This window comes from Methanolobus sp. WCC5 (genome assembly GCF_045690325.1).
Classification (GTDB): domain Archaea; phylum Halobacteriota; class Methanosarcinia; order Methanosarcinales; family Methanosarcinaceae; genus Methanolobus.
Genome location: NZ_CP146981.1, coordinates 669,677 through 692,751 on the forward strand (window position 1 = coordinate 669,677; position 23,075 = coordinate 692,751).

Genomic DNA, 23,075 nt, shown 5'->3' on the forward strand with positions numbered 1-23,075 from the left:
TGAGATATTCTTAAATAAGACCATGGCATATTTCAGAATATGCAACATTGCTGTAAGTTCTCTGCAGTCATCCATAAAGAAGGAGATTGGTATGTGTCATGGTGTCCTGAACTGGATATAGCCAGTCAGGGAAAGGATGTGGAGGAAGCCATTTGCAACCTTAGGGAAGCTGTAGAACTTTATATGGAGGATGAGGAAACTACGATAGCAGAGGTTGATCCGATCCTTACCACCACTTTTGAGGTCGTTTATGACAGTCCTTCCCATTCTGTCAGCACATAAGGTTAAGGTGATAAAGGCCCGGAAAGCGCCGGTTTTAAGGTCGTATCACAAAAGGAAAGCCACATCAAGATGAAAATGAAAACTCCTAAAAAAACGTTCATTGTCATAATACCAAACTATAATGAGATTCCGGTTGGAACATTAAGGTCCTTGATACGCCAGTCTGGATTGACACCGCAAGAGTTCCTGCAGCTGCTCTGACCAGGCATTTCTCTGCCATCATTAATACTATTCAGATCACCATTCACTTTTCCATCAGTTTTGTTGTCACTGATAGGTCCAGGAAGGAATATATGATGAAACGGGGACTCTAAAACAAAAAACAAAGCAGCACCTCGCAGAAGGCGGCACTTTACATCATCATTTTTATGGCAAACGATAGCAAAATGAAAATAATATTCTTAACCGATGATAAGCGGAGCTATTTATATAGATGAATATCTAAACCACAAGCCTTGTTAATGATCATTGAAATAATTTCTTCACTTAACTTAAAAGGGGAAGTTATTTAGTTACCATTCCTAAGGAGCTTTCATGAAGTCTGCTGAACACATTGCAATCAGATCCTTTGTACCGGAAGACCAGGATGCCGTTGCAACGATCGCGCGACGGTCGTTTTCGGCTCTGTGGGCGCGTCTTATAGTACCTGGCCCGGAAGACTTTGTCGCAACGGTGGACAACCGCGTCGCTGGGGCCGTGCTACTCAATGCCAATGTAACGGACATGTCGGAGCAGGGGCGGGTCGGGCGCATCGCCTGGCTGTTCACCGACCCCGACTACCGCGGTCGGGGGCTGGCTCGTCAACTGGTGAAACAGGGAGTGGAACAGCTCCGTGCACAAGGCTGTGGCCCTGTAGTGACCGAAGTAGAGGGCTACAATACTCCGTCCGCGAATATCTTCCATGAGCTTGGATTTCGCCGCCTGGGCACGATGGATCAGGTCCGTTGGCTCGGAGTGGCGGGTGCGTTGCTGCTTGGCCTCAGGACTAACCGGCTGTTTACCCCCGGACACTTCCTCTGGGCACTCGATGTTCCTGGGCGCCCGGCCCCGCCCGCTGTGCAGCGCGCAGGAACATGGACCCTCAATGTGTTCATCACCCTGCTGGCCTTGCTGCTGGGTGGTGGGCTGCTTTTACCTGGCGGCCCTGTTATGCCGGGTGCTTCCGAGATACTCGCGGTTATCGTTGCGGTGGCGTTGCTGCTTGGTCTACGAGAGGGTGCGATGCAGATTGCTGCAAGGATGCAGGGCTTGCAGCTGGAGTATCGTGGGTGGGGGTCAGGGGCCGCCGTTAGCGCGCTCATCGCTGTCTTCTTTGGCAAAGTGTTCCTTCTCCCCGGTGGCTGCTATCCGCCGGGGGATGGGTGGCACTATCACCAGTTCAGGCGGCAGTTAGCACTGTCAGCGGCAGCAGGGACATCCATGGTACTCGTTTTATTCCTCTTTGCCCTGGCATTACCTGCACAGGTTCCGGAAGGTTTTGCGTCAATGCTCGCTGGAAGTATCGTTGAGATCGGTATCGCACTGATCTTGTTTGACAGCATCATTGCATTTGAGCCATTTCAAGGCTATAACGCACGGCGCATGCTGGAATACAGTCCAAAACTGTGGATCGCCTTCGCATCGATTGTCGTGGTCATCTATGTTTCTGTAGTGATCTTAGGCTGAATATACAATACGAAAATATATCCTCCCTCTAATTTATCGTTTATATTTAACAAAATATGCAATTTTTATCGATTATACTCGATAAGCATATAAACAAAAAGACCATACTTCTTATATGTGGACACACGGGAAAAGCTGAAAAGTGCCATTGTTGACTGGCAGAGAAGAACATTGCCATTGCTGCATAAACGCAGGTATGGTCTTAACATCGATGCTCCCCATGTAAATGATATCGTGGGCATCAGAAGATGTGGAAAGACCTACTATATGTATCAGTTGATCTGTGAATTGATCGATAAGGGCGTGCCAAAAAGCAATATAGTGTACCTGAACCTTGATGATGACCGTCTTCAACCTTTAAATGGCGATGAGCTCCAGTTGCTTATAGAGACTTTCCGCGAGATGCAGGAGATCTCTGAAGAAAATCTTCTGTATCTTTTCCTTGATGAGGTTCAGAACTTTCCTTCATGGGAGCGCTGGGTTAAAGGAACGTATGACAGGAAGCAGAATGTAAAAATGGTTATCAGTGGTTCCAACGCCTCTCTGTTATCCCAGGATATATCTGCATTGCTTACTGGAAGGCATATCAGTACCAGGATGTTCCCTTTCAGTTTTGCAGAGTTTCTGGATTATCATGAGGTCGAGTACGACCTGAAAACACTTCCTTATTCTGAAGACAAGCCACAAATGAAACGCATGTTCAATGAATACCTTGAAAAAGGAGGGTTCCCCGAAACAATTGTTTATCCATTGGTCCAGCATCGTGAAACATTGCAGTCCTATTTTGACGATATAATTTACCGTGATATCATCTCGAGATACGGTGTTCGCAATCCCCTTATATTCAAGGATCTGGCGCTCTTTTGTATTTCAAATATAGCAAAACCACATACATATAACTCTCTAAGGCGTCTGTTTGCCAATTACTCCTCCCTCAGTACAGATACGATAATAGATTATATTGCATATCTTGAAGACGCTTTCCTGCTCTTCAGTGTAACCCACTATGATGAATCCCTTAAGCAGCAAATGAACAAGCCAAAAAAGCTCTATTGCATTGATACAGGCATGATCAATGCCGTTTCATTTAAGTTGTCCTCTGATATCGGAAGACTATATGAGAACATAACCTTCCTCCACATTCTACGCTCCGGTAAAGAGAGCTACTATTGGCAGGATCAGAAAGGCCATGAGGTAGATTTCGTAATTAAGGAAGGACTTGAACCCACTGCACTGATACAGGTCTGCTCAGATATGTCCGATCAGCAAACAAAAGAACGCGAGATAAATGGCCTTCTGGCAGGAATGAAGAAATTCAGGATAAAAGAGGGCACTATTATCACAGCGGATGTTTTTGGAGAGGAAAAGGTTAATGGCGGGAAGATCAGGTACATTCCGCTATGGTACTGGTTGCTCTCTCATTGACCAGGCATTTCTCTGCCATCATTAATGCTATTCAGACCACAATTCCCTTTTCCATCAGGTTTGTTGCAACTGATAGGTCCAGGAAGGAATATAGGATGAAACAGGGCCTTTAAAGTAAAAAACAAAACAACACCCCCTCCAAAGGTGACACCTTCCACCACCACACAAAACACCCCGTAACCAAAACAAAATATCAGCGCGGATACAAAAACAACAGCCACAAACATCCGATCCCGGACAACCATCACTCTATTCTGCTTCCCCTTTACTTTAAAAGATCAATTCCCCTCCCGGAAATCCTGTACTTCCAAAGCCTGCTCCCCGACATATCAGGTATCGTATAATCCAGCAGATCATATCTTATCAACTCTGTTATGGCCTTCTTAACACTTCCCGAAACTTCAGAATGCCCCAGCATCTGCGCAATCTCTCTTTTCGACTTTGGATCAGTCAGATGCAATTCCTTGAGGAAAGCACCTTTATCAGGTTCCTGTATCTTCTTGAATCTGCGTGCATCTGCGTGTATCAGCGGTTCGCTATTAACTAAAACCACAGATGAACACAGATAAACACAGATGAGACTAACCAATATCTGCGTGCATCTGCGTTACCTGCTAAACGGATGTTTAGCAGGCACTCAACTCTGTAAGAGGTGAGTGTATCAGCGGTTCGCTATTAAAACTAAAACCACAGATGAACACGGATACAAAACAACACCCCGCAGAAGGCGGCACCGTCCATCTCCACTGAACACAAAACACCCCCGTGACCAACCCAAAGACCAGCGCAGATACAAGAACAACAGCCACAAACCACCCGATCCACACGTGCAAAAAGACATGAAGAAGCCCCGGCAGATATCACAAATATTGATATGCCATTAGCCTCCTATCCCTTAATGCACTAATTATTCCTTTAAATGCTGGATTGGATAAAAGTGGAAAAGAAAAAATTAAATTCAAAGCTCAGTCCCAAGGTCAGGGAACAGTTGGAACGCATGAAAGAAGATGAATTCAAACCTGGCAACTTTATTGAATCCATAATTGAGTTAAAATTCTATAGTTCTCTGGCAAAAAAGAAATGGAAATAGATACAGCAGACCCACCATAATTACAGCAGGTCCACGATCAATGTTCTGAACATCGATGAAAACACCCTGAGACCTGTCAGATCTACTGCAGGAAACCGGGTTAGGCTGGATACATCAGCTATCATTGAAAATCGCTTCTCATTCAAAATCAATGGGCCCCTCATCAGGCTCACACTGCAATTTTCTGCGCATCTCCTCAGCATGGGCCCTGTGGCCAGCAGCCTCATCACCCATCCCCAGCCTGTCCAGGACATCCGCATATTCTTCTAAACAGGTGATTCCCCATTCTACATTAAAGGCAGTGCCAGACGGTTTAATTCCCACAATTTTTGCCTGGATTTCCAGAGAGTTCTCAAAACACTGTTTTGCAAGGTCAGGCTCATCACTTGCTTTATAAACAATACCAAGCCTTATACTGATAACTACCATCACTTCCAGATATCTGGCATCATCAGGATGTGACTCCATAATGTCCTGCAATAAGGAAATCGATCTTAGATAGTATTCAATTGACCTGTCAGATGCACCCAGATGGTAGTGGACCTTACCAAGATCCTCATTAGAGACGACAAGAGATAGGATGAGCTCCTGGTCCAGGGCATCATTGGCAAGCATATCCTCGTAGAACTCATGATAAAGCTCAAGCAGGTTCTTTGCCTTGTCGTATTTTTCCACTTCCATATAATAATGCTCTTTTAGCATCATCTCCATGGTCACAACCATTTTATTCTCAGTGTCAGCATCTTCATCCTGAAGAATACCTGCATAAATGTCAGCTGTCCTCAAAAAATACTCCTGTTCATTTTCAGGGTCTTCAAGCTCTTCGTAGACGTTCGACATAGCAAAATATATATCTGCCAGCTCCCTGGCTACAAAGTTGTCAGTACTTCCATCTTCATCCGGTAATCTGTGCAGTGCATCTGAAGCTTCGTTGAAATGTTCCAGGGACATATCAAATTGCCCATAATCTGCATAAAGCACTGCTATTTTTTTAAGGGTGTTAGCAAAGCCCATTACAAAACTGTCATCCAGTTCCACAAGCTCTTCAAATATCTCAAGTGCATCTTCGTAAAAACGCAGGGACTTTTCAAAATCAATGTCAAAATACAATCCTCCCAGATCCCTCAAAGTCTCTGCAAGGAATTCAGCGTAATCAGCCTCATCAGGGTCTTCTTCGCGCAGTTCTCTGTATATGGCTATTTCTTTCTGGAAATAATGCTCTGATTTATCTGAGTAAGCATTTTCACCAAATAGTACAGCTAACTGGTCAAAGGTCTGGGCAATACACAATTTATTATCGGTTTCATCCATTCCTTCTCTGAGCAGACCTTCATAGATGTCTATTTCAAAAAGATAAACCCTTTCAGCTTTATCAAGGTCTTTGATATTTTCAAAGAACTCAGCCATGTGCTCTAACGAGCTTATGTCCTCAGCCTGCATTGAAAGGAATTCCGGGGAGAAATCCTGCATTTGCTCAAAAACAAGCAACGATCTCTCAAAATATGAAGCTGCCTGTTCACGGTCCCCTTCCTTTTCAAAAAGCAAGGCTATTTTTTCATATGTTCTGGCGGCCAGAATATCGCAGAAGATACGTTCAGAGCTATAATGTTCCAGGCTATCAGTTCCGCAGACATCATTATGACAGCCATCGGTTTCAGAGCTATCACGTTCATTCCCACACCTGGATGCAACGTGTTCCAGAATTTCAGAGAAACAGGCATATGCATCATCGGTCTGGCCATTAATGCTATAATGATCCCCTATTAATGTCTGTGAATTAATCCATGCTATGAAATTGCTCATGTCATCGGGATTGTCTTTATATTTCCTATCTACCAGTTCAAAATATTTATCATAGACCTGCTTTGCAGCATCAAAAGCCTCGCTGGAAACAAAATGGTCCCCATACAGTTTTGCCATTCTCTGCATAAATATCTCAAGATCAGAATAATCAGGATCCATTGCTGAGATCCGGCTGTATTTTTCCATGACCTTTACTACATAAGAAGCTTTGATCTTTGGGATCTGTGCCATTGCAAAACATATCAGGATATTGTTCAAGGCTTCCACATAATTCAGATGATAACCGACATCCTCTTCATTATCGATGTCATGCTCCATCAAAACGTTACATACTCCAAGAAAAACGTCCCCGTGCTTTTCACATATACTTACTGCATCTTCGATATCATCTGTGGAATTCAAAGCATCCTTAATGCCGGTGATGCTTCCTTCCAGGATCATCTGGCGATCATGGTCATCAGGCCCTTCTAAAAAAAGACGGGATGAGATCTCAAAAGCCTCCTCATATGTTTTTAAAGCGTCACTTATACTAAGATCAGCTTCCAGAACATTGCCCTTTAAAATCAAGGTTTTTGCAACCAGGTCAGGCAGGTTTTCCTCCTTTGCAGCAATTTCTGCCTCTTCCAGGACCTTAAGGGCTTTTTTATAGTTGTTTTTCTGAAAATGATTTGAAGCTGCTATCATCTTCCGGGTAATGGTATCGATTTTCTGTTGTGACATATATAACCTAATAAGCCATTGAGAAATAAAGATTCCCTTCAACAATGAAGAATAATAGGAAGGATAATAGGAAGGATAATAGGAAGACTGACACTTATTAAAAAACTGTAATTGATATGGTCATTCATATGGATACTTCATTATCCCCCAGTATATTCCTGGCAAGCCACAGCCGGAACACATTATCAAGTATTCCGTAGGTACCTTCCTGTGGTTTTTGCACGGTCATCGTATAATAGAGATCGCGCATGGAGGTGGTAAGTGATGAGGCCGGTTTCTGCATGTCCCTGGCTATTTCACTGAGCCTGCGCGTCCTGCTGGCAGAGAGGTATTTAAGTATCTCCTGTTGCTGTCTGCTGAACTTGGAGGAATACCTGGCCTCAAACTCACTGTCAAACTCCCGGAGCATGGAAGTGAATGCAATGTCCACATCCCCGGCATCTATGGATCCCCTGTTCCCAAGGATGGCGTTCTGGTAGAGGATGAAACCAAGTTTCTGGAAATAGAAAGGAAAGCCATCTGTATACTCATATATGCTCTCAAGTGCGGGGTCGGATATCCCTATGTCCTGGGTTTTTAGGCGTGAACGGATGTAAGCAGCCACATCCTGCTTTTTGATAGGCTCAAGCCGGACCCTGGCAGCCATCAGATATAGCGGTGAATCCGGCTTCAGGAACACTTCATGAAGCAGGGATACAGAGGATCCCGAAAAGATATACCTGACATTGGGATGGCTGTCCATATGGCTTTTAAGATGGCCGAAAATATTACCCGGGAACTTGCTAAGCTCCTGGAACTCATCAAAGGCGACAACTGTAGGCTCTTCTATCTCATTTGCAAACCTCTGGACAAACCTGAAGGTCTCTGCTATCAGTTCCTCTTCATTGATATCATCCTCACGGAACCTCAGATAGACATTACCCACATGTTCGATACTGCCTCCGATCTCTGAGATGGAACGTGTTGCTGAGGTGATCTTTCCCCTGAACACCTCAGAGAATTTCTTTGCAAGGCCCTTTATCTTATGTTTCTCTTCATAGGCCAGGACCAGTGCATGGGCCGTCTGTCTGAAAAGGTCTGCAGGTTCTGTTATTTTCCTGCAATTGACCGGTACAAAGAGCACATCACTTCGGACACTGTTTTTCAGGTTCTTTAAAAGCGATGTCTTCCCGATCCTTCGCGGACCGATTATCACATTGTTCTGTGCCGAGAAGAGGATATCCACTTTGATCCTCCTCACCTCCTCATCCCTGCCAATAAAGAACGGAGGCTCCACTTCCCCTCCAACGACAAATATCTGTTCTGTCATGCTATATAGTTAAATTTGACGATATTTAAATTTAACTATCTGTGGAATGGATCAGATCTGCAATCAACTATAGTTGGAATTGAGCATAGTTGTAATTGAGCATAGTTTAAATCGACTATATTTGGAATTGACTATACTTGAAACAAACTATATTTGAAATCAACTACATCTAAAATAAACTAGATCTAAAATCAACTAATGTCCACTACCTAAAAATGAATATCGTCTGAATTGAAGAACATTCTCCAGCCCCACAAAAACAAGAGCCACCTGCTAAAAATGCACTGCATGATGCGTAGATACGTATCATGCCAGGTGAGAAAAAAACAAAAAGAAGTACGGTCAGACCAGCCGTACTGTTTCCAGATTTACCAGGGCTTTTGTCTCCATCCTGTTCTTCTTGTGGATGGAGCTTGCAAGGTCTATGCATGAGCGTTCATCGCCATGCTCTGTGTAGACCCTTTCAGGGCGTGGCTTCATCTTCCTGATGTATTCCATCAGCTGTCTCCTGTCGGAGTGACCGGAGAAACCGTCCACAACCTCTACATTCATATTCATCTTTACAACATGTGTGCCATTGCTGCCTGAGAGGGGGATCTCCTTCCATCCTTTCTGTATCCTTCTTCCCAGTGTCCCGTCTGCCTGGTAACCTACAAAGACAAGGGTATTGTTCTCATTCTCTGCAAAAGCCTTGAAATATTCTATGACAGGACCTGCACTCATCATACCGGATGTTGACAGGATGACACATGGGTGGGGCTCGTCTATTATCTTCTGGCGCAGCTCATTGGAATCCACAGGCTTGAAGCATTCTGCAAGGAAGGGATTCTGCCCTTTCTGGAATATAAGCTTGCGCAGGTCATTGTTAAGGTACTCGGGATATGTTGCATGTATAGCCGTTGCCTCCCATATCATGCCGTCAAGATAGACAGGGACATTGGGTATACGGCCATTGCGTATCGCATCCTCCAGCACGATCATTACTTCCTGGCTCCTTCCCACAGCAAAGGCAGGGATCAGTACTATCCCGTTCTTCTGAAGGGTTGAATTGACAATGTTCTCAAGATTGGCCTCAGCCTCCTGAAGGGAAGGCTGGGTGGCATTGGAAGCACCGTAAGTGGATTCCATGATAACACTCTCCACACGGGGGAATTTGTTAACTGCAGCATCAAAGAGCCTTGTCTTCTCATATTTGAAATCACCTGTGACGACCACATTGTGAAGCCCGTCACCAATGTGGAAATGGGAAACCGCAGAACCCAGGATATGTCCTGCATTGTGGAATGTGAGCTTGATGTCCGGGGCTATGTCCGTAACTTCCTCATAATCAAGGACAATGGTATGTTTAAGACCCTCCCTCACATCCGCAGAACTGTACGGGGGTCTCTTGCCTTCCTTTGATGCAACATCGATAAAGTCCAGCTGCAACAGTGCCATCAGATCCCTTGTGGGGGGAGTGCAGTAAATAGGACCTTCAAAACCGTATTTATAGAGAAGCGGCACAAGACCCTGATGGTCAAGGTGAGCGTGAGTAAGCACCACCGCATCTATCTGGTTGATAGGATAGGCTTCGGGAACATAGAGGTAAGGCGTCATGTTGTCATCAGAGCCGACATTGACACCACAGTCGATCATAATCCGTGACTCGGGGGTCGAGATTATAAAACAGCTTCTTCCGACCTCCTTTGCACCGCCCAGTGAAGTGACCCTGACCCATTCATCCTTTGAAGTGCATCCTCTGTGTATCTTCCTTCCCACAGACCTGAGGATCTCTTTCCTTTCCTTATGGTTGGTACGCATGAACTCACGTATATTCTGTACCGTGCGTGATTTAATAGGAGGCGTCCTCACTACCTTGGGGGTCCATCCTATCTTCTTTGTTATCTCCCTGAGGGTCTCCCCATGTTTACCGATAACAAGTCCCGGTTTCTCCGCCTCGATGATCACCTCCCCAACATCAAGATCGAAATGATAATTGGATACTCCGGACTCATCGGGAACGGTCTCCATGATCTTCTGGATAGATTCCTCGGGAGGCATAAGCACCTTCGGGTCAGGACGTACCACAATACGCGTCCTCAATGCTTTTGCCAGGTTCCTGACAATATTACCGTTATCTGCAAATTTCTTAGGCTCTTCTGTATAAACGACGAGCTGCGGGCCTTCAAACTCAACACCAGAAATAGTAGTACCACTAGGTAGTTTTTCTTCTATTTTCTTCTTCAGATCAGATAGTACTTCTTCTACCGCCATTAAAATAGCCTTCCTATAAAAAAGTAAAAAATATGGTATAGTTAAAAAACTATATTCAAAACTTTATACTGAATGTGATATTAAATATTATGTTAAATGTTATATTAAATATAATGTTAAATGAAAGAGATCAAATTATCATCATATCAATTCAATTGTTCCCTCATCTTTTTGACATCTTCCTGGTCAAGCCGGGTGTATTTGTCCCTGGTTATGACAACCACATCTATGTTCTCACCGGAGGCTGAGTCCCTCTTCATTGCATTATGGAGTGCCCTTACGGCCAGTTCTACACCATCCTCGGTGGACATGTCCTGCTTGTAGCGGTCTTCCAGCACACCATAGGCCATAGGAGAACCTGAGCCCGTGGCTACAGCCTTTGTCTCTTCGATATTGCCACCCAGGGCATCAAGTGAATATATGGCAGGACCGTTCTTGTCATATCCTCCGACCAGAAGCTGGACCATCAGAGGATAGTATCTCTGCCCGCTGAGCATATTGGACAGCAATGTCGTAAGACCTTTAATGGTCATGGACTCCTTGCGCCTCATTTTGTATAATTTGGATTCCACACTGATGACCCTTACTATCTGCTGTGCATCACCCACAGAACCTGCAGTGGTCATAGCTACCAGATCATCTATCTGGTAGATCTTCTTTGCAGTTTTACTTGCAATGAAATTCCCCATTGTTGCACGCTGCTCGGTTGCAAGAACAACACCGTCATTGCAAACTATCCCTACAGTGGTTGTACCCTTTAAATGTTTATCATTAACCATTAATTATACCTCATACAAAAATGAGAAAATAAATCTGAGAAATGTATCATGCATGATAATGCATCAGTAACCCATTAGCAATTTTTATATATATATTTATCCCTTGCTCAGTACACGCCTACTTCTCTGGCAAGTGCCTGATAACGTTCAATAACAGCATTGTCAACGTTCTTTTCCTTCATTTTCCTTATCCGCATTTCAAAGGGTATCCGCTCTGTTCCTTTAATAAGGTTATCTGCATGGGAAACGATCTTCTGCTCCATTGTCACCGGCGCATAATCATCATCAGGAAGACCCATGGCCTTTGCCTCTTCCCTTGTTATACCGGCCCCTATATGACGCCTGATTATCTCGATGACCGCCGTATCGATGCCATGCCCTGCTGCAATTTCCGCACCTGCAATGGCATGGTCCATCCCATGGGTTTTTGCCCTTCCAAGGTCATGAAGCAGACCGCCTATCTCAACAAGTCCGATATCAACATCCATGCCCTCATCTTTCAGCCCCTGGGCGATCTCAAGGGCCACAGCGGCAACAGCCACACAATGAGCGATGACCTTTTCACTGCATCCCGAATCCCTCAGGATCCCAAGAGCATTCTCACGGGATATCATCCTAATGTTCCCTATCAAGGAAAGCCAGTCTTTTTTCTATCTTTTTCATAAATGCACTGTTATCGTCATACATCATGTCCTCACCGCAGTCAGGACACAGGAACTCACATTCAGTAGCCTCATTGAAGTTCATGCGGATACATCCTTCGGGACATGCATAAAACACATTGTCCTCCTCGAATTTGAGCCTGACCCTGAGGTTTTTGACCAGTCTTTTCTTTTCCTTCATCAACTGGGGACCTATATCGGTCATATCAAGAGTCCACAGGTATGTAAGCCATCCGCTACTGGAATCACGTTCACGCCTGCAGACTGCAAGCTTGTTCTCATTGAGGATAAAAAGAGTTCTTCGGACTATGTTCAAAAGGATACCTGTGGCCTGGGAGATCTGTTCATCAGTCACCTCACCTTCAGGCATGTTCTCTATCATCAGCAGTCCATCTTCACCCACCAGCCGAACGAGATAGCCCCTTACAACCGGATCATTCAAATCTATCAAAAAATTTCACCTCATGATGTGCATGCTAAATGCAATGTATTCAGATATTAATCTTTGCGTGCAGACCTTTACCTTGCAACAACATCGCCGGCCTGTTCCAGGGTTATTCCGGATCATTGCTGCATTGGTTATTATGTGGTTCATTCTGTATGGATCATTCCTTCATAATACTTCGGGGATAAGGTCCGCCCAGGTCATGTATCAGGATTGAAGTAGATTCAGCGTTTCACGTATAAACATGACGCTTTCCTTCAGGCAGGACAGGACATCTTCACGGTCCTTTCCCGTACATATTACCGAGATCACAGGCTCGCCGGCATTTATTAACTGACCGCTGGCAGGAATATCACATACGTTCTGACAAAGCAGGGCCCTGTGAGCTGCAGCGCTGATCACAATATCCTTTTGCGCATAGAGTATTGCACGACCTGCATACTGTATTTCCCTTGCAGGTGCAATGCAGGCTTCTCCTTTAAAAGCCCGCAGGTGCGCATTAAACAGGTTTATACCTGTTGCCATTTCAACAGTATCCAGGCTTCCCTGGAAACGTGCATTCACCTCAATGACCACAGGGCCATTTTCACCAATGATAAGATCCACGCCTATGGAGCCTGTAAGCCCCAGCTCCAGTATCAGTTCTTCGGCTATCCTTTTCATTTCCGGGGCCCAGGGAGTATCATAGGGTGTTATGTTCCCGCAGTACGCAAAGGGAATGTCAGTAAGCCATGGTGTGCCAACAAGCTGCTCGTTCACCGCAACAGCAGTTGCCTTCTCCTTTGTGGATATCAACGAAACACTTACAGGTGTGCCACTTATGTATTCCTGGGCAATGAAACTGCCCTTTGCCGGCCCAAATGATCTATCCTTCAGTTTTTCACGGAGGATCCCCATATCCTTCTCATTTTCAACTTTCATGTTGAAGATGCCACCCCCAGAACATGCGGGTTTGACCATCACCGGCAACCTGAGGCTCCCTATTTCAGAAAGAAGGACCGTTTTTGGATGTGGCAGACCAAGTCTTCCCATGATCTTAGAAAAGCGATATTTGTCCGACACTGCTGCCATTGTCTGCGGCTCATTGCCAAGTAAGCTGTATGGCAGTAGCTCAGGACATATCGCCTCAAAACCGGAACCAGCTATGATTGCATCGAATTCAACATCAAAAGCTTTAATAAGGGCTTCCAGCTGGCCGGGGCTGATGTCTTTGATATCAAATGTCCCTGAGAGTTCCAGTTTCCTTGCACCTGCTGCACATTGCATAAGGTCATGATCACAGAAAGCATCGATGGAATACATATTGTAGCCTGCCCGGGTTCCCGAACAGATTATATTGCGGGTGCTGAATCCGATAACAAGGATGTTTTTCATGGTAACCGGACCTTTTACCCGGACAGGTCCGCAAGGGCAATAAGACCTTTACTCGTCCTGACAACAGCTATATCGCTCCCTTCGGGGGCATTGAACATTGGTGGTTTCCTGATGGTCACTGTCTCATAGGTATCCGGATCAAGTACAAGAATATCGTTATTCTCAATTGCCACAAGGGTCGTCCCTGGCAGATCCTTTCTTTTTGCAACAAGCAGTGCCCCTTCCAGTTCATCAGGATCTGCCGTGAAGCGTGCCCCTGTCTCGATATCGGTACCTGTGACATGCCTGGCAAACCTCCTTATCTCAATTATTTTCCCTTTATGTTCTATAATGTCCCCGGGCATGAATTCAGGGAGACGCAATGAAAAAGTGATGCGGTACACATCTTTTCCATCTTTTCTTCCCTGCAGTGTGGCTGACTCGCTAAAACTGCCCCCCATGCGGGAATTGATATCCTTGCATATGTGCCGGGCTGCATTGGAAGAACCTACATAAAGATCGGTACCTTCCTTTATCTCCAGGGTATTGGATATGAATGCCAGCCTGTCCCCTTTATGGCGCATTCTCTCCAGCACATCATTGATGATACCCATACACTCTTTCTGCTCATCATCACCGGGAATACGGTTAGTGGCCCTGATCTGTATGATGGCCTCAAAATAACCTCCTGAAATGCGGCTGCACATATCACATGACTCCCGCAGGATGCGGACCTCTGTCTCAAGCTCCTGATGGAACATCTCATCAAGCAGCATGGCATCCACCTCAATGTGAACCTTATAAAGGTAAGGGGTCATGGCACGGGGCTGAATGTATATCTCAATGTCCTGGGCCATGGCATGTACGAAAAGTGCGTCTTCTGCAGTATGGACCACGACATCCTCAAGACTGCCGTAATTGACCCACTTGCTTTTTACATAACGTGCCCCGCAACCCGAGCAGATCTTTGCATGCAGCACCTGCGCTATTTCCGCAAGGACGAAATTCTCCAGGAAACAGCTTTTACAGCGTCCGTCAAAGAGCCTGTGGGTCTGGTTCCCGCATCTGGGGCAAATGGTACTGTTCATCGGATTTGATACCATAGTCTATTAGATATTGTTTGCGCTCCACCCGGAGAGCTTTTTACCGGCGTATAAGTTCATAGTCCATGCTGCCGGCACCAAGCTTTTGGGCATATTGCAGGTGTATCATGGGGTCTATACCCCATACATCGTTGATACATCCTCTCTTTGTGACCCTCATCTTCTCATTTATAAGGTCAAGGCTTGCCATATCAATGGCAACCGGGTCCCTTGAAGCAGTGATACCCACATCAGCTGAAAAAACGGGTGCTGAGAAGTTGAAACAGTCACATCCCGGAGTAAGGTCGAATATCCAGTTGATATAACCTATCTTTCCGGGCAGCAGCTTTACCGGTCCCACAGCTGCCTCTCCCAGCCGCTCCTGCATCCTGAGAGGAGCATCTGCAGGAGGTACTATAGCCTGGTAAGCACAGCTGCCCAGGCAGGAAAGCTCACCTCTGCATAGCTCTTTGTTCACAAAGGCCTTTCCCCCGTCAACTGTGATAGCACCCCATGGGCAGTATTTCAGGCATTTTTTGCACCCGACACATTTATCGATATCGATATCAGGCCTTGCAACCTCGTGCACAGCTGTCTTGCCTGCCTTATCAAGGCACCCCATTCCAAGGTTTTTTACCGCGCCTCCAAATCCGGAAGCAGGGTGACCTTTACAATGGGATATCATTATCATGGAGTCAGCCTTTGCAATTGCAGATGCCACTGTTATCCTGTCCAGGATCTCTCCGCCAACCTCCACGGTAACGGAGTCCTCTCCACGTAAGCCGTCTGCACAAAGCACCGGAGCACCCATACTTGCATGTGTGAAACCATTGGTTGCAGCCGTGCACAGAAGATCAGCGGCATTGAAACGTTTTCCATTGTACAGCACAGTGGTGTCTGTGATAAAAGGAATGCCACCTGCCTCTTTTACAAGGTCTGTGACCGTCTTTACGATAACAGGACGCACATAGGTGGTATTACCAAGTTCGCCGGGATGTATCTTTATTGCAACGATATCTCCCTGCCTGACAGGGGAGATCTTTGGGAAAATATCAATTATCTGGTCTATCTGGGTGTTCCCGGGCCCTATCTCTTCAGCAGCTCTAAAAAAGACTTCACTCATGCCAATAACCTCTGCATATAGGAATTACATTCCAGTACTTATAAATGATTCTGACATTATGCATTATGAGAAATACGGCTCTGTAGAAATCCTTTCATTATTAATAAACCACAGATGAACACGGATAAACCCTGATGACTAAAAACAATATCTGCGTGCATCAGCGTGACCTGCTAAACGGATGTTTAGCAGGCACTCAACTCTGTAAGAGGTGAGTGTATCTGCGGTTCATAAATTATTGATAATAGGTTTTCTACAGAGCCAGAAATACGAAATTTTTAAACCTGCCTCATGTTTGATCAAACTGATAAATGAATATATTTTTGGAATATCTATATAGATTACATGCATCTTGTATATATCTGGGAATGAAGTATTATGTTTTGATCTGAATTGAAGAGGAAGAAATAATGCGTAACATTCAAAAATGTGTAAAAACATATACAAATAATGGAACAGATATTTGCCTCCTATCTGTTGTCAATGGAAAGTACAAAAGGTCCATGGACAAAGAGGACCTGGAACTTATGCGTTTCATGATAGGCGGAATGGAAGCAAAGTAAAACTGCAAGTACTATCTGGTGTGGGATGAACTGATGAAAAATGGATATTTATGCTGCGAAAAATGTCACAATGAACTTAAGCGGCAATTAATAGGATCAAATGTATTCTATTATTGCAGAGAATGCGGAAGGATATCTTCTGCAAAGGATATTACAAACACTGCCAGTAAAGATAACGGGGTGGAAGCATGTGTATGATCGAAGAGCTGGGGTATTCACCACAGAACAAAGATCTTTACTGCCGCAATTGCATAATATTTGTAAGAACGGGAAAGTGCGAATTCCTGAAGTATCTTGAATCAGAGGTAACTGCTGACCTCAGCAGGGACCACCTCCAGGAGATACTGATCGATGAATGCGGTTTCTGAATGTCAGGCATAAATATAATGCAATGCAATGATAATGAAATGACAGGAATACAGGAGTATGATGTGGGTTTACACCTGGATTAAAAAACCAGCCTGAAACCCTTCACTCCACAAACCAGTCAATATAGACAAGCAACTCTTTTTTTTCCCAGTCTTCTATACTTTCAGGACTGTCCTTGCGCGCGCCTGCGAAAAGGTCAGCCTTCTGGTCATCATCAAGGACATGCACTTTGTATTTGCCTTCCTCGCTGTTACGTACAAAGTAGCCAGGACTCATTGAGTCTGATTTTTTCCACATGGTGATCTTATCATAGTCCCACAGGCATCTTGCCCACTCGGCCAGTTTTTCAATATGCTCATCCCTGACATCCTTTACATCACCCATGATAACGCAATGCATTCCGTCCTTTGTCAGTTCGATACTATTGTTGCTACGTATGATCAGATCCATCTTATCCCAACCTAAAAGCACATACATATAGTATAATAATTTTGTGTATGGATACTATTTAAATACAAAAATAAAATGGAACAAAATAAAATAGTATTTTGAATGATCCAAGACCGTCCAAAATAATTTTAACAGACCATGTATCAAGCTGAAATAAATAAGAGGATGCTATGAGAACATAGCACCTTGTTAAACATCTTATTTCTTCTGGGGTGGCCAGTTCTTTTCCATCCAGCCTGGTATCCTTCCGGAATCAGCAGGACCTATCATGACATTTGCACCGGTCTCATCCTCCACATCACCCTGCAGACGTGCGGCAAGTCCCGGGAGAATGATGGTGTTGTGTGATGTGTCCTTCTTAAGGTCAAATCCGGATTCTTCTATTCCCTTCTTTATCTTGGCGGCAGTTAGCTGTCCGCCTGCAACTGCAGCTTCAACACCGATACCGTCAGTATCGATGGCCCAGAGGAAGCAGTCGATCTTGTTGGATGAGATATCACTCTCTACTGTGTAGTATGTAAGAGCGAAGTTGGTCGTGACAAGTACCGGTGAGTCCGCTGTTGGCTCTCCTACCCTGTACATGCCCGGATCGACCATTACAGGCTTTCTCGGATCGGTGTAGATGGTGTCACGGATGTGCAGCTGCGGCAGCATTGCATAGGGCTCTGTGCTGTGAAGGATCATTATATCACCGTATTTGATGGTGAACACTGATGCTACTACAGTCTCCCAGTAAGATGCACTGACCGGGTCATCATGGGCCATCCACGCTGTGAAGGGGACTGCCATTATCGGATATGCTATCTCACGGTCACCGTCTATTCCGGCCCTGCGCACCTTGACGAAGTTGCTAAAGGTCTGTTTGAGCTGTTTGCCTGTGGGGAAGGTTCCCGGATCGAGTACCAGTTTCTCCGTACCCATCTGAGCAAATGTCTTTGCCATGGACTTGAGCAGATCAAGATCATCCGGTGCAAAGAGGGTCACAGGTACATCATACTGCAGTGCAAGGTCAGCTACTTCCTTCCAGTTGTCCCTGTTCGCGGCATAGAGGAGGGGGTTACGGTCCTTTGCCACCTCAAGGCCTGCTTTGAGCACATCCGGATTGAATGAACAGAGAATGATAGGCAGATCGGTTGTTCCCACAACTTTCTTAACGGCTGCGGCAAACCTTTCCGGGTCATTGGAAGTGCAGCGCACTGCCACCATGTCCACGGTGAGGAAATTACCCACATAGAACTTCCTGAAGTCCTGGATGTATGTTACCCTTTCAACAAGGTCCTTCTCATCCATGGTATCCCATACATCATAGGCGAGCGTCGTCTGGTTGAAGAATGTAAGCTTGTGGCGGTAAAGTACATCGTCCCCGCCGATCTTTACGATCTTCTCACCAACACCGATCTCCACTTCCCTTATCTCAGGTGCCAGGAGTTTATCCAGTTCCTCAAACTTCTTTTTGAACTTATCCTGCAGGATAGGGGTACAGTCTGTGAGCTTCTTTGACCTGTCTATAAGATGTGCCGCAAAGGCCATACATGTAGCTTCACCACATTCACCACAATTGGTTGCGGGCAGGAACTTATAAGCTTCCAGAGGGCTGTTGATCTTCATTTATCACACCTCCGCTCCTATCCAGTTGCTGATGTCTATCTCCTGGGCCTCGATAGAGCCGTAGAGGGTCTGCGTTATTTCCTTGAGCACCTGGACAGATGTCGGATGCATCATCATGAACATATCGTTACCTGCAAGCGAGAGTGCAAGACCTGTGACGATCTCCCAGATAGGTCCACGGTATTCCCTTGGTCCCCAGTCAGAGTCCTGGTTAAGCGGAGATGAGACCATCCATGCCTCACGGGCACCCCATGCATTTGTGGTACCGGATGACATCGGGAATGTAAGTTCGTCATCACCCATAAGACCTGCAAGCCTTATGCGCTCCATATTGGTGTATGCATAGTCAAGACCGTACCCAAGGGCTGCTGTTGTGGGATCCATGATAATGCTGTCCCTTGGGACATTGCACTGTTTCATGAGCTTCCTGTTAAGCTCTTTCTGGGCATTGATCTCAAGCTGGGTCCATGAAAGGACCACATGCCCGTGGTTGATAGCTGCCCTGGCTATTCTCTCATAGTCAAGGTTCAGGCTTGCTGAAGCCAGCAGTACCCTCTCACCCTCTGAAACCTCTGCTGCCTTCTCAAGCACCTCAGGGTCCTTCTCGGGATTACCGGAACCACCGATAACGATTGGTACATCCACTGCCTGCAGCACATCCTCCACGACCTTTGCGGCTTCCTTTGCAGAAGTGTCTTTGATAAGCGGGTCGGTTGAAATAAGGTGAATGGTCACCATGTCTGCGTTAAAATCGCGCACGACCTTCTTTGCCCATTCGGCAGGGTCGTTTATTACATCCTCATAGTTGCCCTTGACAGCCTTTGCCATACCTATGGGCATGTCAAAGACATCCATTGTGATATAGTTCCTGTGGGGCATCGGGGCGTCGAAGTAATACGGAAGTGCATTCTCGCCTCCAATGGTCACTGTGCTCTTCCTGGAGCCTCCGTCAGCTGACGTTGCACCGAGTGTGACTTCCTGTATAGGGTTCTTCCAGTTATCGATCTTTGAAACCTCGAATTTGGAAGCAAGGAGCTCCTGTATCTTCTGGGATTGGGACGGAAGTGTTCCTGGCTGTGGCATCTCACCCATTCCAAAAGCAGATGCGAACAACTGTTCAGCAGGGAATCCAAGCATCCTTCCGATGTTAGCCATGTGCAGGGATATCTGGGAGATCTCATGCCCCAGTGCATATGCAAAAGCGGGATTTAAGCCTCCGCCTCCGGAGATGTTAAGCTCAATGTCACCTTCAATGGTCACCCCTTCAAGTGATTCCACATTGAGGTCCTGCAGCATGTCACTGAGTTCCTTCAATTTCATTTTATTTGTCATGTGCATTCCACCATATGATATATTTGTTACAAACCAAGTTTCTGAGCGATCTTCTCAATTTCCTGTACTGCAACAGAATCGTCAGGAAGATCAAATAAAGGTTCCCCTGCAAGATCTCGCTGGATTATCATCTCGTCCACGGGGATCATTCCTATAAGTTCAAGACCAAGCTCTTTAGCAGTACCGGCGATCTTCTCGCGGTTTGAATCTGTGACCTTGTTCGCAATAACATAGATATTGGAGACTTCCGTTTCAAGCTCACCTACAAGTTCCCTGATACGTTCGGCGGTACGCAGTCCTCTGCGCGAGCCATCCGTAACAACTATGAGGTCATCGACGTTCCTGAATATCTTCCGGCTGAAATGCTCCAGTCCGGCCTCAGCATCAATGATGAGAATGTCATAGTTGTCCACGAGCTTGTTCATAATGCCACGAAGAAGATTGTTGACATAGCAGTAACAACCTGAACCCTCGGGCCTTCCCATGACCAGCAGGTCATACCCGGGCATCTCTTCAAGGATCTCATAGAGCTTTCCCTCCAGTATAGATTCCTTGTTGATATCCGGGGGAAGATTGTCACGTTCCTCGTGCATGAACTCCTTTATGTCTCCAATGGTCTTGCCGGGCTCACACCCAAGGGTCTCAGGCAGATTGGTGTCCGGATCCGCATCAACTGCAAGGACGACCTTGTCACCCCTTGTAAGATGACGGATAAGAAGACTGGTCGTTGCAGTCTTCCCTGTTCCGCCTTTTCCTGTCACTGCAATGATCTTAGCCACAGAAGACCTCTCTTAGTCCTGTTTCTTAATGAGCACCTTGTCGATGCTGACCTTCGCATTCTTCAGTATGATCTTCACGCCGCCTGAGCCGCCACCCGTCATGGACATTGATGGCATGGAACCTGCTGGCATGAAATTCGCAGGCATCTGCATCATCTGGGGAGCACTGAACCCTCCCTGCGCAGCTGCCTGAGGTGCTTCTTCCTCTTCAGGTACTTCCTCTTCTTCCTCTACCCACCTTTGAAGTATCGGATGGTCCTTTTCCTTGAGGAAGGTACGCAGACCCTCTACATCGGTGGCATCTTCTTCAGTAGCTATCTTATCACGGATGTCTTCAGGAATGTCGTTAAATACCTTGTCCTTGAGCAGCTTGGGCATCCATACGACCCTGCCCCAGCCACCATCGGACTGGATGAACTTTGGTGAACGGAAATAGTTGACACCTACTCCAAGGAAACCGACGACCTGCTTACCTCCGCCTGTCTGCCCTGCCATGGTGGAGAACTGAAGACCGTTTGGCGCCGTGCCTGCAAAGTCCCTGTCGACCCATCCGATACCGTCAACTTCTGGAATGTAGAATCCCACTACCTCAAAGCATCCGCATGATGTGTGAGGGTATTCGAAAAAGGAGTGCAGTTTTATACGATCGTATTCACCGCTTGATAATCTCTTTGCAGCCTCGTTGACACCGGTATATTCCCCGGACTCCGCATCTATGACATCACCTTTTGGAATAGCGAACTGGGGACCCTCGGGGTCTACCTTTGCAGCTGCCCTGCCATCAAACCAGTTGATGGCACCACAAAGCGATATCCTGTCAGGTGTTACCACACAGACATTTGTCGGAGCGAATGATGCACAGAGAGTACAGCCGTAAAAAGTGTCCACATCCTCGTCATGAAGGTCACGTGTCCTCTCATCCCTTGCCTTGTAGACTTCCCTTGCATTCCCGACTTCCTTCTCTATCTCATCCATATCTGTGATGTAGATAGCCTCAACTTTCTCTATGAAGGGAAGCTCGTTCTTAAACAGCATCATTATGGCCTTTGCAACAGGTTCAAAGGATGTCATGCCTTTTGCAACTGCATCCTTACTGACCCTCATCCAGACATCATCCCTCTGGTTGAGGTGCATAAAGCCCTGTATGTAGTTCTGGAATTCGTGGTTCCTTCTCTCCACAATGGACTCAAGGTCAGCTTCCACAAGCTCTCCTGCGATCTTGTAGATCATTGCAAGAGGATATCTTGAGCCTTCCTCCATATCCGAAATGTCCGGACCTATCAGTGTAAACTTACCGTCCTCAACATCATCCATGTCTGCTGCCCTTACAAGTTCGAATCCTTTGGACTTAGGCCCTGCAAGTTCCACAAACATACCATCTTTTCTAATCCTCTCTCCTTCAAACATAGGAGAGATCTCAAAAGGGAATTCATCTGCCATTATCAGTTCTCCGTATTATCAGCATTAATCTTATAGATTCTCAATAAATTCGTCAAGTGCTTCAAGATGTACCTCGGGTCTGAGATTGCCAAAAGACAATGTAGCGTTCTGCATAAAATGCCTTTCAATAGCAAGGGTCTTCAGGTCAGTGAAATTCTTAAGACCTGAAAGCACCTGGTTAAGATAATATTTCCTGTGTCCAAGGAAAACAATTGTGTCATAGGTGCCATTGCCATCCAGACCACCCCATCTTGAATCGCCTAGAAATGTTGCTAGTGCATGGATATTGATGTATTTTGCATTTATGCCTTTATCTAGCAGTACAGTGATGGAATGTCCGGTAGCTGCTACCGGAATTCCTTTCTTTGCTATATATATAGCCTTCTCTACAAGCTTTGGGTCCTTTAGCGTCTCAGAACCAACTACAAGAAGAGGTCTTTTGGCTTTTGCTATCACTTTGGCTGCCACATTTGGGTTAACGGGCTTTGCGACCTTCCTTCCCCATGTCTCATATATCTGTGTGTTCTTGGTGGTATCGACCAT

Annotated in this window: 24 protein-coding genes; 7 read left to right on the plus strand and 17 right to left on the minus strand. The window is 45.8% G+C overall.

Annotated features, from left to right (window positions below):
* Positions 1 to 39 precede the first annotated feature (39 nt).
* The 4 genes from V7O64_RS03195 to V7O64_RS03210 all read left to right on the plus strand — a co-directional run bounded on the left by V7O64_RS03195 (position 40) and on the right by V7O64_RS03210 (position 3,372).
* On the plus strand, positions 40 to 282 hold the full coding sequence (locus V7O64_RS03195; RefSeq protein WP_407356589.1) for a type II toxin-antitoxin system HicB family antitoxin: 243 nt from the start codon (positions 40 to 42) through the stop codon (positions 280 to 282).
* 75 nt (positions 283 to 357) lie between these two features.
* Positions 358 to 483, plus strand: coding sequence for a type II toxin-antitoxin system HicA family toxin (locus V7O64_RS03200; RefSeq protein ID WP_407356590.1), 126 nt, complete (start codon positions 358 to 360; stop codon positions 481 to 483).
* A gap of 333 nt (positions 484 to 816) precedes the next feature.
* Entirely contained in the window at positions 817 to 1,947 is a 1,131-nt protein-coding gene (locus V7O64_RS03205; protein ID WP_407356591.1) for a GNAT family N-acetyltransferase, read from the plus strand.
* Between the two features lie 117 nt (positions 1,948 to 2,064).
* Entirely contained in the window at positions 2,065 to 3,372 is a 1,308-nt protein-coding gene (locus tag V7O64_RS03210; RefSeq protein ID WP_407356592.1) for an ATP-binding protein, read from the plus strand.
* Here the strand turns inward: V7O64_RS03210 and V7O64_RS03215 are convergent.
* Both V7O64_RS03215 and V7O64_RS03220 read right to left on the minus strand, forming a co-directional pair.
* Complete coding sequence (locus V7O64_RS03215) at positions 3,366 to 3,617, minus strand: hypothetical protein (protein WP_407356593.1); 252 nt, start codon at positions 3,615 to 3,617, stop codon at positions 3,366 to 3,368. The genes V7O64_RS03210 and V7O64_RS03215 overlap by 7 nt on opposite strands.
* A 20-nt stretch (positions 3,618 to 3,637) precedes the next feature.
* Positions 3,638 to 3,925, minus strand: coding sequence for a hypothetical protein (locus V7O64_RS03220; RefSeq protein WP_407356594.1), 288 nt, complete (start codon positions 3,923 to 3,925; stop codon positions 3,638 to 3,640).
* A gap of 384 nt (positions 3,926 to 4,309) precedes the next feature.
* Between V7O64_RS03220 and V7O64_RS03225 the strand changes: the two genes are divergently transcribed.
* Complete coding sequence (locus V7O64_RS03225; protein WP_407356595.1) at positions 4,310 to 4,462, plus strand: hypothetical protein; 153 nt, start codon at positions 4,310 to 4,312, stop codon at positions 4,460 to 4,462.
* Positions 4,463 to 4,600: 138 nt separating this feature from the next.
* Here V7O64_RS03225 and V7O64_RS03230 read toward each other — a convergent pair whose 3' ends face one another.
* The 9 genes from V7O64_RS03230 to V7O64_RS03270 all read right to left on the minus strand — a co-directional run bounded on the left by V7O64_RS03230 (position 4,601) and on the right by V7O64_RS03270 (position 15,991).
* Positions 4,601 to 6,985, minus strand: coding sequence for a hypothetical protein (locus V7O64_RS03230; RefSeq protein WP_407356596.1), 2,385 nt, complete (start codon positions 6,983 to 6,985; stop codon positions 4,601 to 4,603).
* Between the two features lie 124 nt (positions 6,986 to 7,109).
* The gene (locus tag V7O64_RS03235) at positions 7,110 to 8,294 is read right to left on the minus strand and encodes an AAA family ATPase (RefSeq protein WP_407356597.1); all 1,185 of its coding nucleotides are present in this window, start codon (positions 8,292 to 8,294) and stop codon (positions 7,110 to 7,112) included.
* A gap of 342 nt (positions 8,295 to 8,636) precedes the next feature.
* Positions 8,637 to 10,547: a beta-CASP ribonuclease aCPSF1 gene (locus V7O64_RS03240; RefSeq protein WP_407356598.1), complete on the minus strand. Its 1,911-nt coding sequence runs from the start codon at positions 10,545 to 10,547 to the stop codon at positions 8,637 to 8,639.
* Positions 10,548 to 10,693: 146 nt separating this feature from the next.
* The gene (gene psmB / locus V7O64_RS03245) at positions 10,694 to 11,326 is read right to left on the minus strand and encodes an archaeal proteasome endopeptidase complex subunit beta (protein ID WP_407356599.1); all 633 of its coding nucleotides are present in this window, start codon (positions 11,324 to 11,326) and stop codon (positions 10,694 to 10,696) included.
* 107 nt (positions 11,327 to 11,433) lie between these two features.
* Positions 11,434 to 11,958: a TIGR00295 family protein gene (locus V7O64_RS03250; protein ID WP_407356600.1), complete on the minus strand. Its 525-nt coding sequence runs from the start codon at positions 11,956 to 11,958 to the stop codon at positions 11,434 to 11,436.
* Complete coding sequence (locus V7O64_RS03255; protein ID WP_407356601.1) at positions 11,942 to 12,439, minus strand: transcription factor; 498 nt, start codon at positions 12,437 to 12,439, stop codon at positions 11,942 to 11,944. Before V7O64_RS03255 ends, V7O64_RS03250 begins: the two co-directional genes overlap by 17 nt.
* A 201-nt stretch (positions 12,440 to 12,640) precedes the next feature.
* Complete coding sequence (locus V7O64_RS03260; RefSeq protein WP_407356602.1) at positions 12,641 to 13,807, minus strand: ATP-grasp domain-containing protein; 1,167 nt, start codon at positions 13,805 to 13,807, stop codon at positions 12,641 to 12,643.
* A 14-nt stretch (positions 13,808 to 13,821) separates the two neighbouring features.
* Positions 13,822 to 14,874 (minus strand): 60S ribosomal export protein NMD3, encoded by a 1,053-nt coding sequence (locus V7O64_RS03265; protein WP_407356603.1) that lies wholly within the window; start codon positions 14,872 to 14,874, stop codon positions 13,822 to 13,824.
* Between the two features lie 55 nt (positions 14,875 to 14,929).
* Positions 14,930 to 15,991, minus strand: coding sequence for a DUF362 domain-containing protein (locus tag V7O64_RS03270; RefSeq protein WP_407356604.1), 1,062 nt, complete (start codon positions 15,989 to 15,991; stop codon positions 14,930 to 14,932).
* Between the two features lie 410 nt (positions 15,992 to 16,401).
* Here V7O64_RS03270 and V7O64_RS03275 point away from each other — a divergent pair, with 410 nt between their 5' ends.
* Both V7O64_RS03275 and V7O64_RS03280 read left to right on the plus strand, forming a co-directional pair.
* Positions 16,402 to 16,554, plus strand: a complete 153-nt coding sequence (locus tag V7O64_RS03275) for a hypothetical protein (protein ID WP_407356605.1) — start codon at positions 16,402 to 16,404, stop codon at positions 16,552 to 16,554.
* Between the two features lie 188 nt (positions 16,555 to 16,742).
* Positions 16,743 to 16,922, plus strand: a complete 180-nt coding sequence (locus V7O64_RS03280) for a hypothetical protein (protein ID WP_407356606.1) — start codon at positions 16,743 to 16,745, stop codon at positions 16,920 to 16,922.
* A 103-nt stretch (positions 16,923 to 17,025) separates the two neighbouring features.
* On the opposite strand, the gene V7O64_RS03285 is transcribed toward V7O64_RS03280, so the two are convergent.
* The 6 genes from V7O64_RS03285 to cdhB form a co-directional block, all read right to left on the minus strand.
* Complete coding sequence (locus V7O64_RS03285; RefSeq protein WP_407356607.1) at positions 17,026 to 17,373, minus strand: hypothetical protein; 348 nt, start codon at positions 17,371 to 17,373, stop codon at positions 17,026 to 17,028.
* Between the two features lie 198 nt (positions 17,374 to 17,571).
* Entirely contained in the window at positions 17,572 to 18,981 is a 1,410-nt protein-coding gene (gene acsC, locus V7O64_RS03290) for an acetyl-CoA decarbonylase/synthase complex subunit gamma (protein ID WP_407356608.1), read from the minus strand.
* A gap of 3 nt (positions 18,982 to 18,984) precedes the next feature.
* Positions 18,985 to 20,313, minus strand: coding sequence for a CO dehydrogenase/acetyl-CoA synthase subunit delta (cdhD, locus tag V7O64_RS03295; RefSeq protein ID WP_407356609.1), 1,329 nt, complete (start codon positions 20,311 to 20,313; stop codon positions 18,985 to 18,987).
* A gap of 26 nt (positions 20,314 to 20,339) precedes the next feature.
* Complete coding sequence (locus tag V7O64_RS03300; protein ID WP_407356610.1) at positions 20,340 to 21,092, minus strand: AAA family ATPase; 753 nt, start codon at positions 21,090 to 21,092, stop codon at positions 20,340 to 20,342.
* A gap of 12 nt (positions 21,093 to 21,104) precedes the next feature.
* Entirely contained in the window at positions 21,105 to 22,532 is a 1,428-nt protein-coding gene (gene cdhC / locus V7O64_RS03305; RefSeq protein WP_407356611.1) for a CO dehydrogenase/CO-methylating acetyl-CoA synthase complex subunit beta, read from the minus strand.
* A 30-nt stretch (positions 22,533 to 22,562) separates the two neighbouring features.
* Complete coding sequence (gene cdhB, locus V7O64_RS03310; protein ID WP_407356612.1) at positions 22,563 to 23,075, minus strand: CO dehydrogenase/acetyl-CoA synthase complex subunit epsilon; 513 nt, start codon at positions 23,073 to 23,075, stop codon at positions 22,563 to 22,565.

Excerpts from the sequence above, each read along its gene's own strand:
- V7O64_RS03195 (WP_407356589.1), top strand. The coding sequence starts at position 40 with ATGCAACATTGCTGTAAGTTCTCTGCAGTCATCCATAAAGAAGGAGAT.
- V7O64_RS03200 (WP_407356590.1), top strand. The coding sequence starts at position 358 with ATGAAAACTCCTAAAAAAACGTTCATTGTCATAATACCAAACTATAAT.
- V7O64_RS03205 (WP_407356591.1), top strand. The coding sequence starts at position 817 with ATGAAGTCTGCTGAACACATTGCAATCAGATCCTTTGTACCGGAAGAC.
- V7O64_RS03215 (WP_407356593.1), bottom strand. The coding sequence starts at position 3,617 with ATGGTTGTCCGGGATCGGATGTTTGTGGCTGTTGTTTTTGTATCCGCG.
- V7O64_RS03230 (WP_407356596.1), bottom strand. The coding sequence starts at position 6,985 with ATGTCACAACAGAAAATCGATACCATTACCCGGAAGATGATAGCAGCT.
- V7O64_RS03235 (WP_407356597.1), bottom strand. The coding sequence starts at position 8,294 with ATGACAGAACAGATATTTGTCGTTGGAGGGGAAGTGGAGCCTCCGTTC.
- V7O64_RS03240 (WP_407356598.1), bottom strand. The coding sequence starts at position 10,547 with ATGGCGGTAGAAGAAGTACTATCTGATCTGAAGAAGAAAATAGAAGAA.
- psmB (WP_407356599.1), bottom strand. The coding sequence starts at position 11,326 with ATGGTTAATGATAAACATTTAAAGGGTACAACCACTGTAGGGATAGTT.
- V7O64_RS03260 (WP_407356602.1), bottom strand. The coding sequence starts at position 13,807 with ATGAAAAACATCCTTGTTATCGGATTCAGCACCCGCAATATAATCTGT.
- V7O64_RS03265 (WP_407356603.1), bottom strand. The coding sequence starts at position 14,874 with ATGAACAGTACCATTTGCCCCAGATGCGGGAACCAGACCCACAGGCTC.
- V7O64_RS03270 (WP_407356604.1), bottom strand. The coding sequence starts at position 15,991 with ATGAGTGAAGTCTTTTTTAGAGCTGCTGAAGAGATAGGGCCCGGGAAC.
- V7O64_RS03275 (WP_407356605.1), top strand. The coding sequence starts at position 16,402 with ATGCGTAACATTCAAAAATGTGTAAAAACATATACAAATAATGGAACA.
- V7O64_RS03280 (WP_407356606.1), top strand. The coding sequence starts at position 16,743 with ATGTGTATGATCGAAGAGCTGGGGTATTCACCACAGAACAAAGATCTT.
- V7O64_RS03285 (WP_407356607.1), bottom strand. The coding sequence starts at position 17,373 with ATGGATCTGATCATACGTAGCAACAATAGTATCGAACTGACAAAGGAC.
- acsC (WP_407356608.1), bottom strand. The coding sequence starts at position 18,981 with ATGAAGATCAACAGCCCTCTGGAAGCTTATAAGTTCCTGCCCGCAACC.
- cdhD (WP_407356609.1), bottom strand. The coding sequence starts at position 20,313 with ATGACAAATAAAATGAAATTGAAGGAACTCAGTGACATGCTGCAGGAC.
- cdhC (WP_407356611.1), bottom strand. The coding sequence starts at position 22,532 with ATGGCAGATGAATTCCCTTTTGAGATCTCTCCTATGTTTGAAGGAGAG.
- cdhB (WP_407356612.1), bottom strand. The coding sequence starts at position 23,075 with ATGGTCGATACCACCAAGAACACACAGATATATGAGACATGGGGAAGG.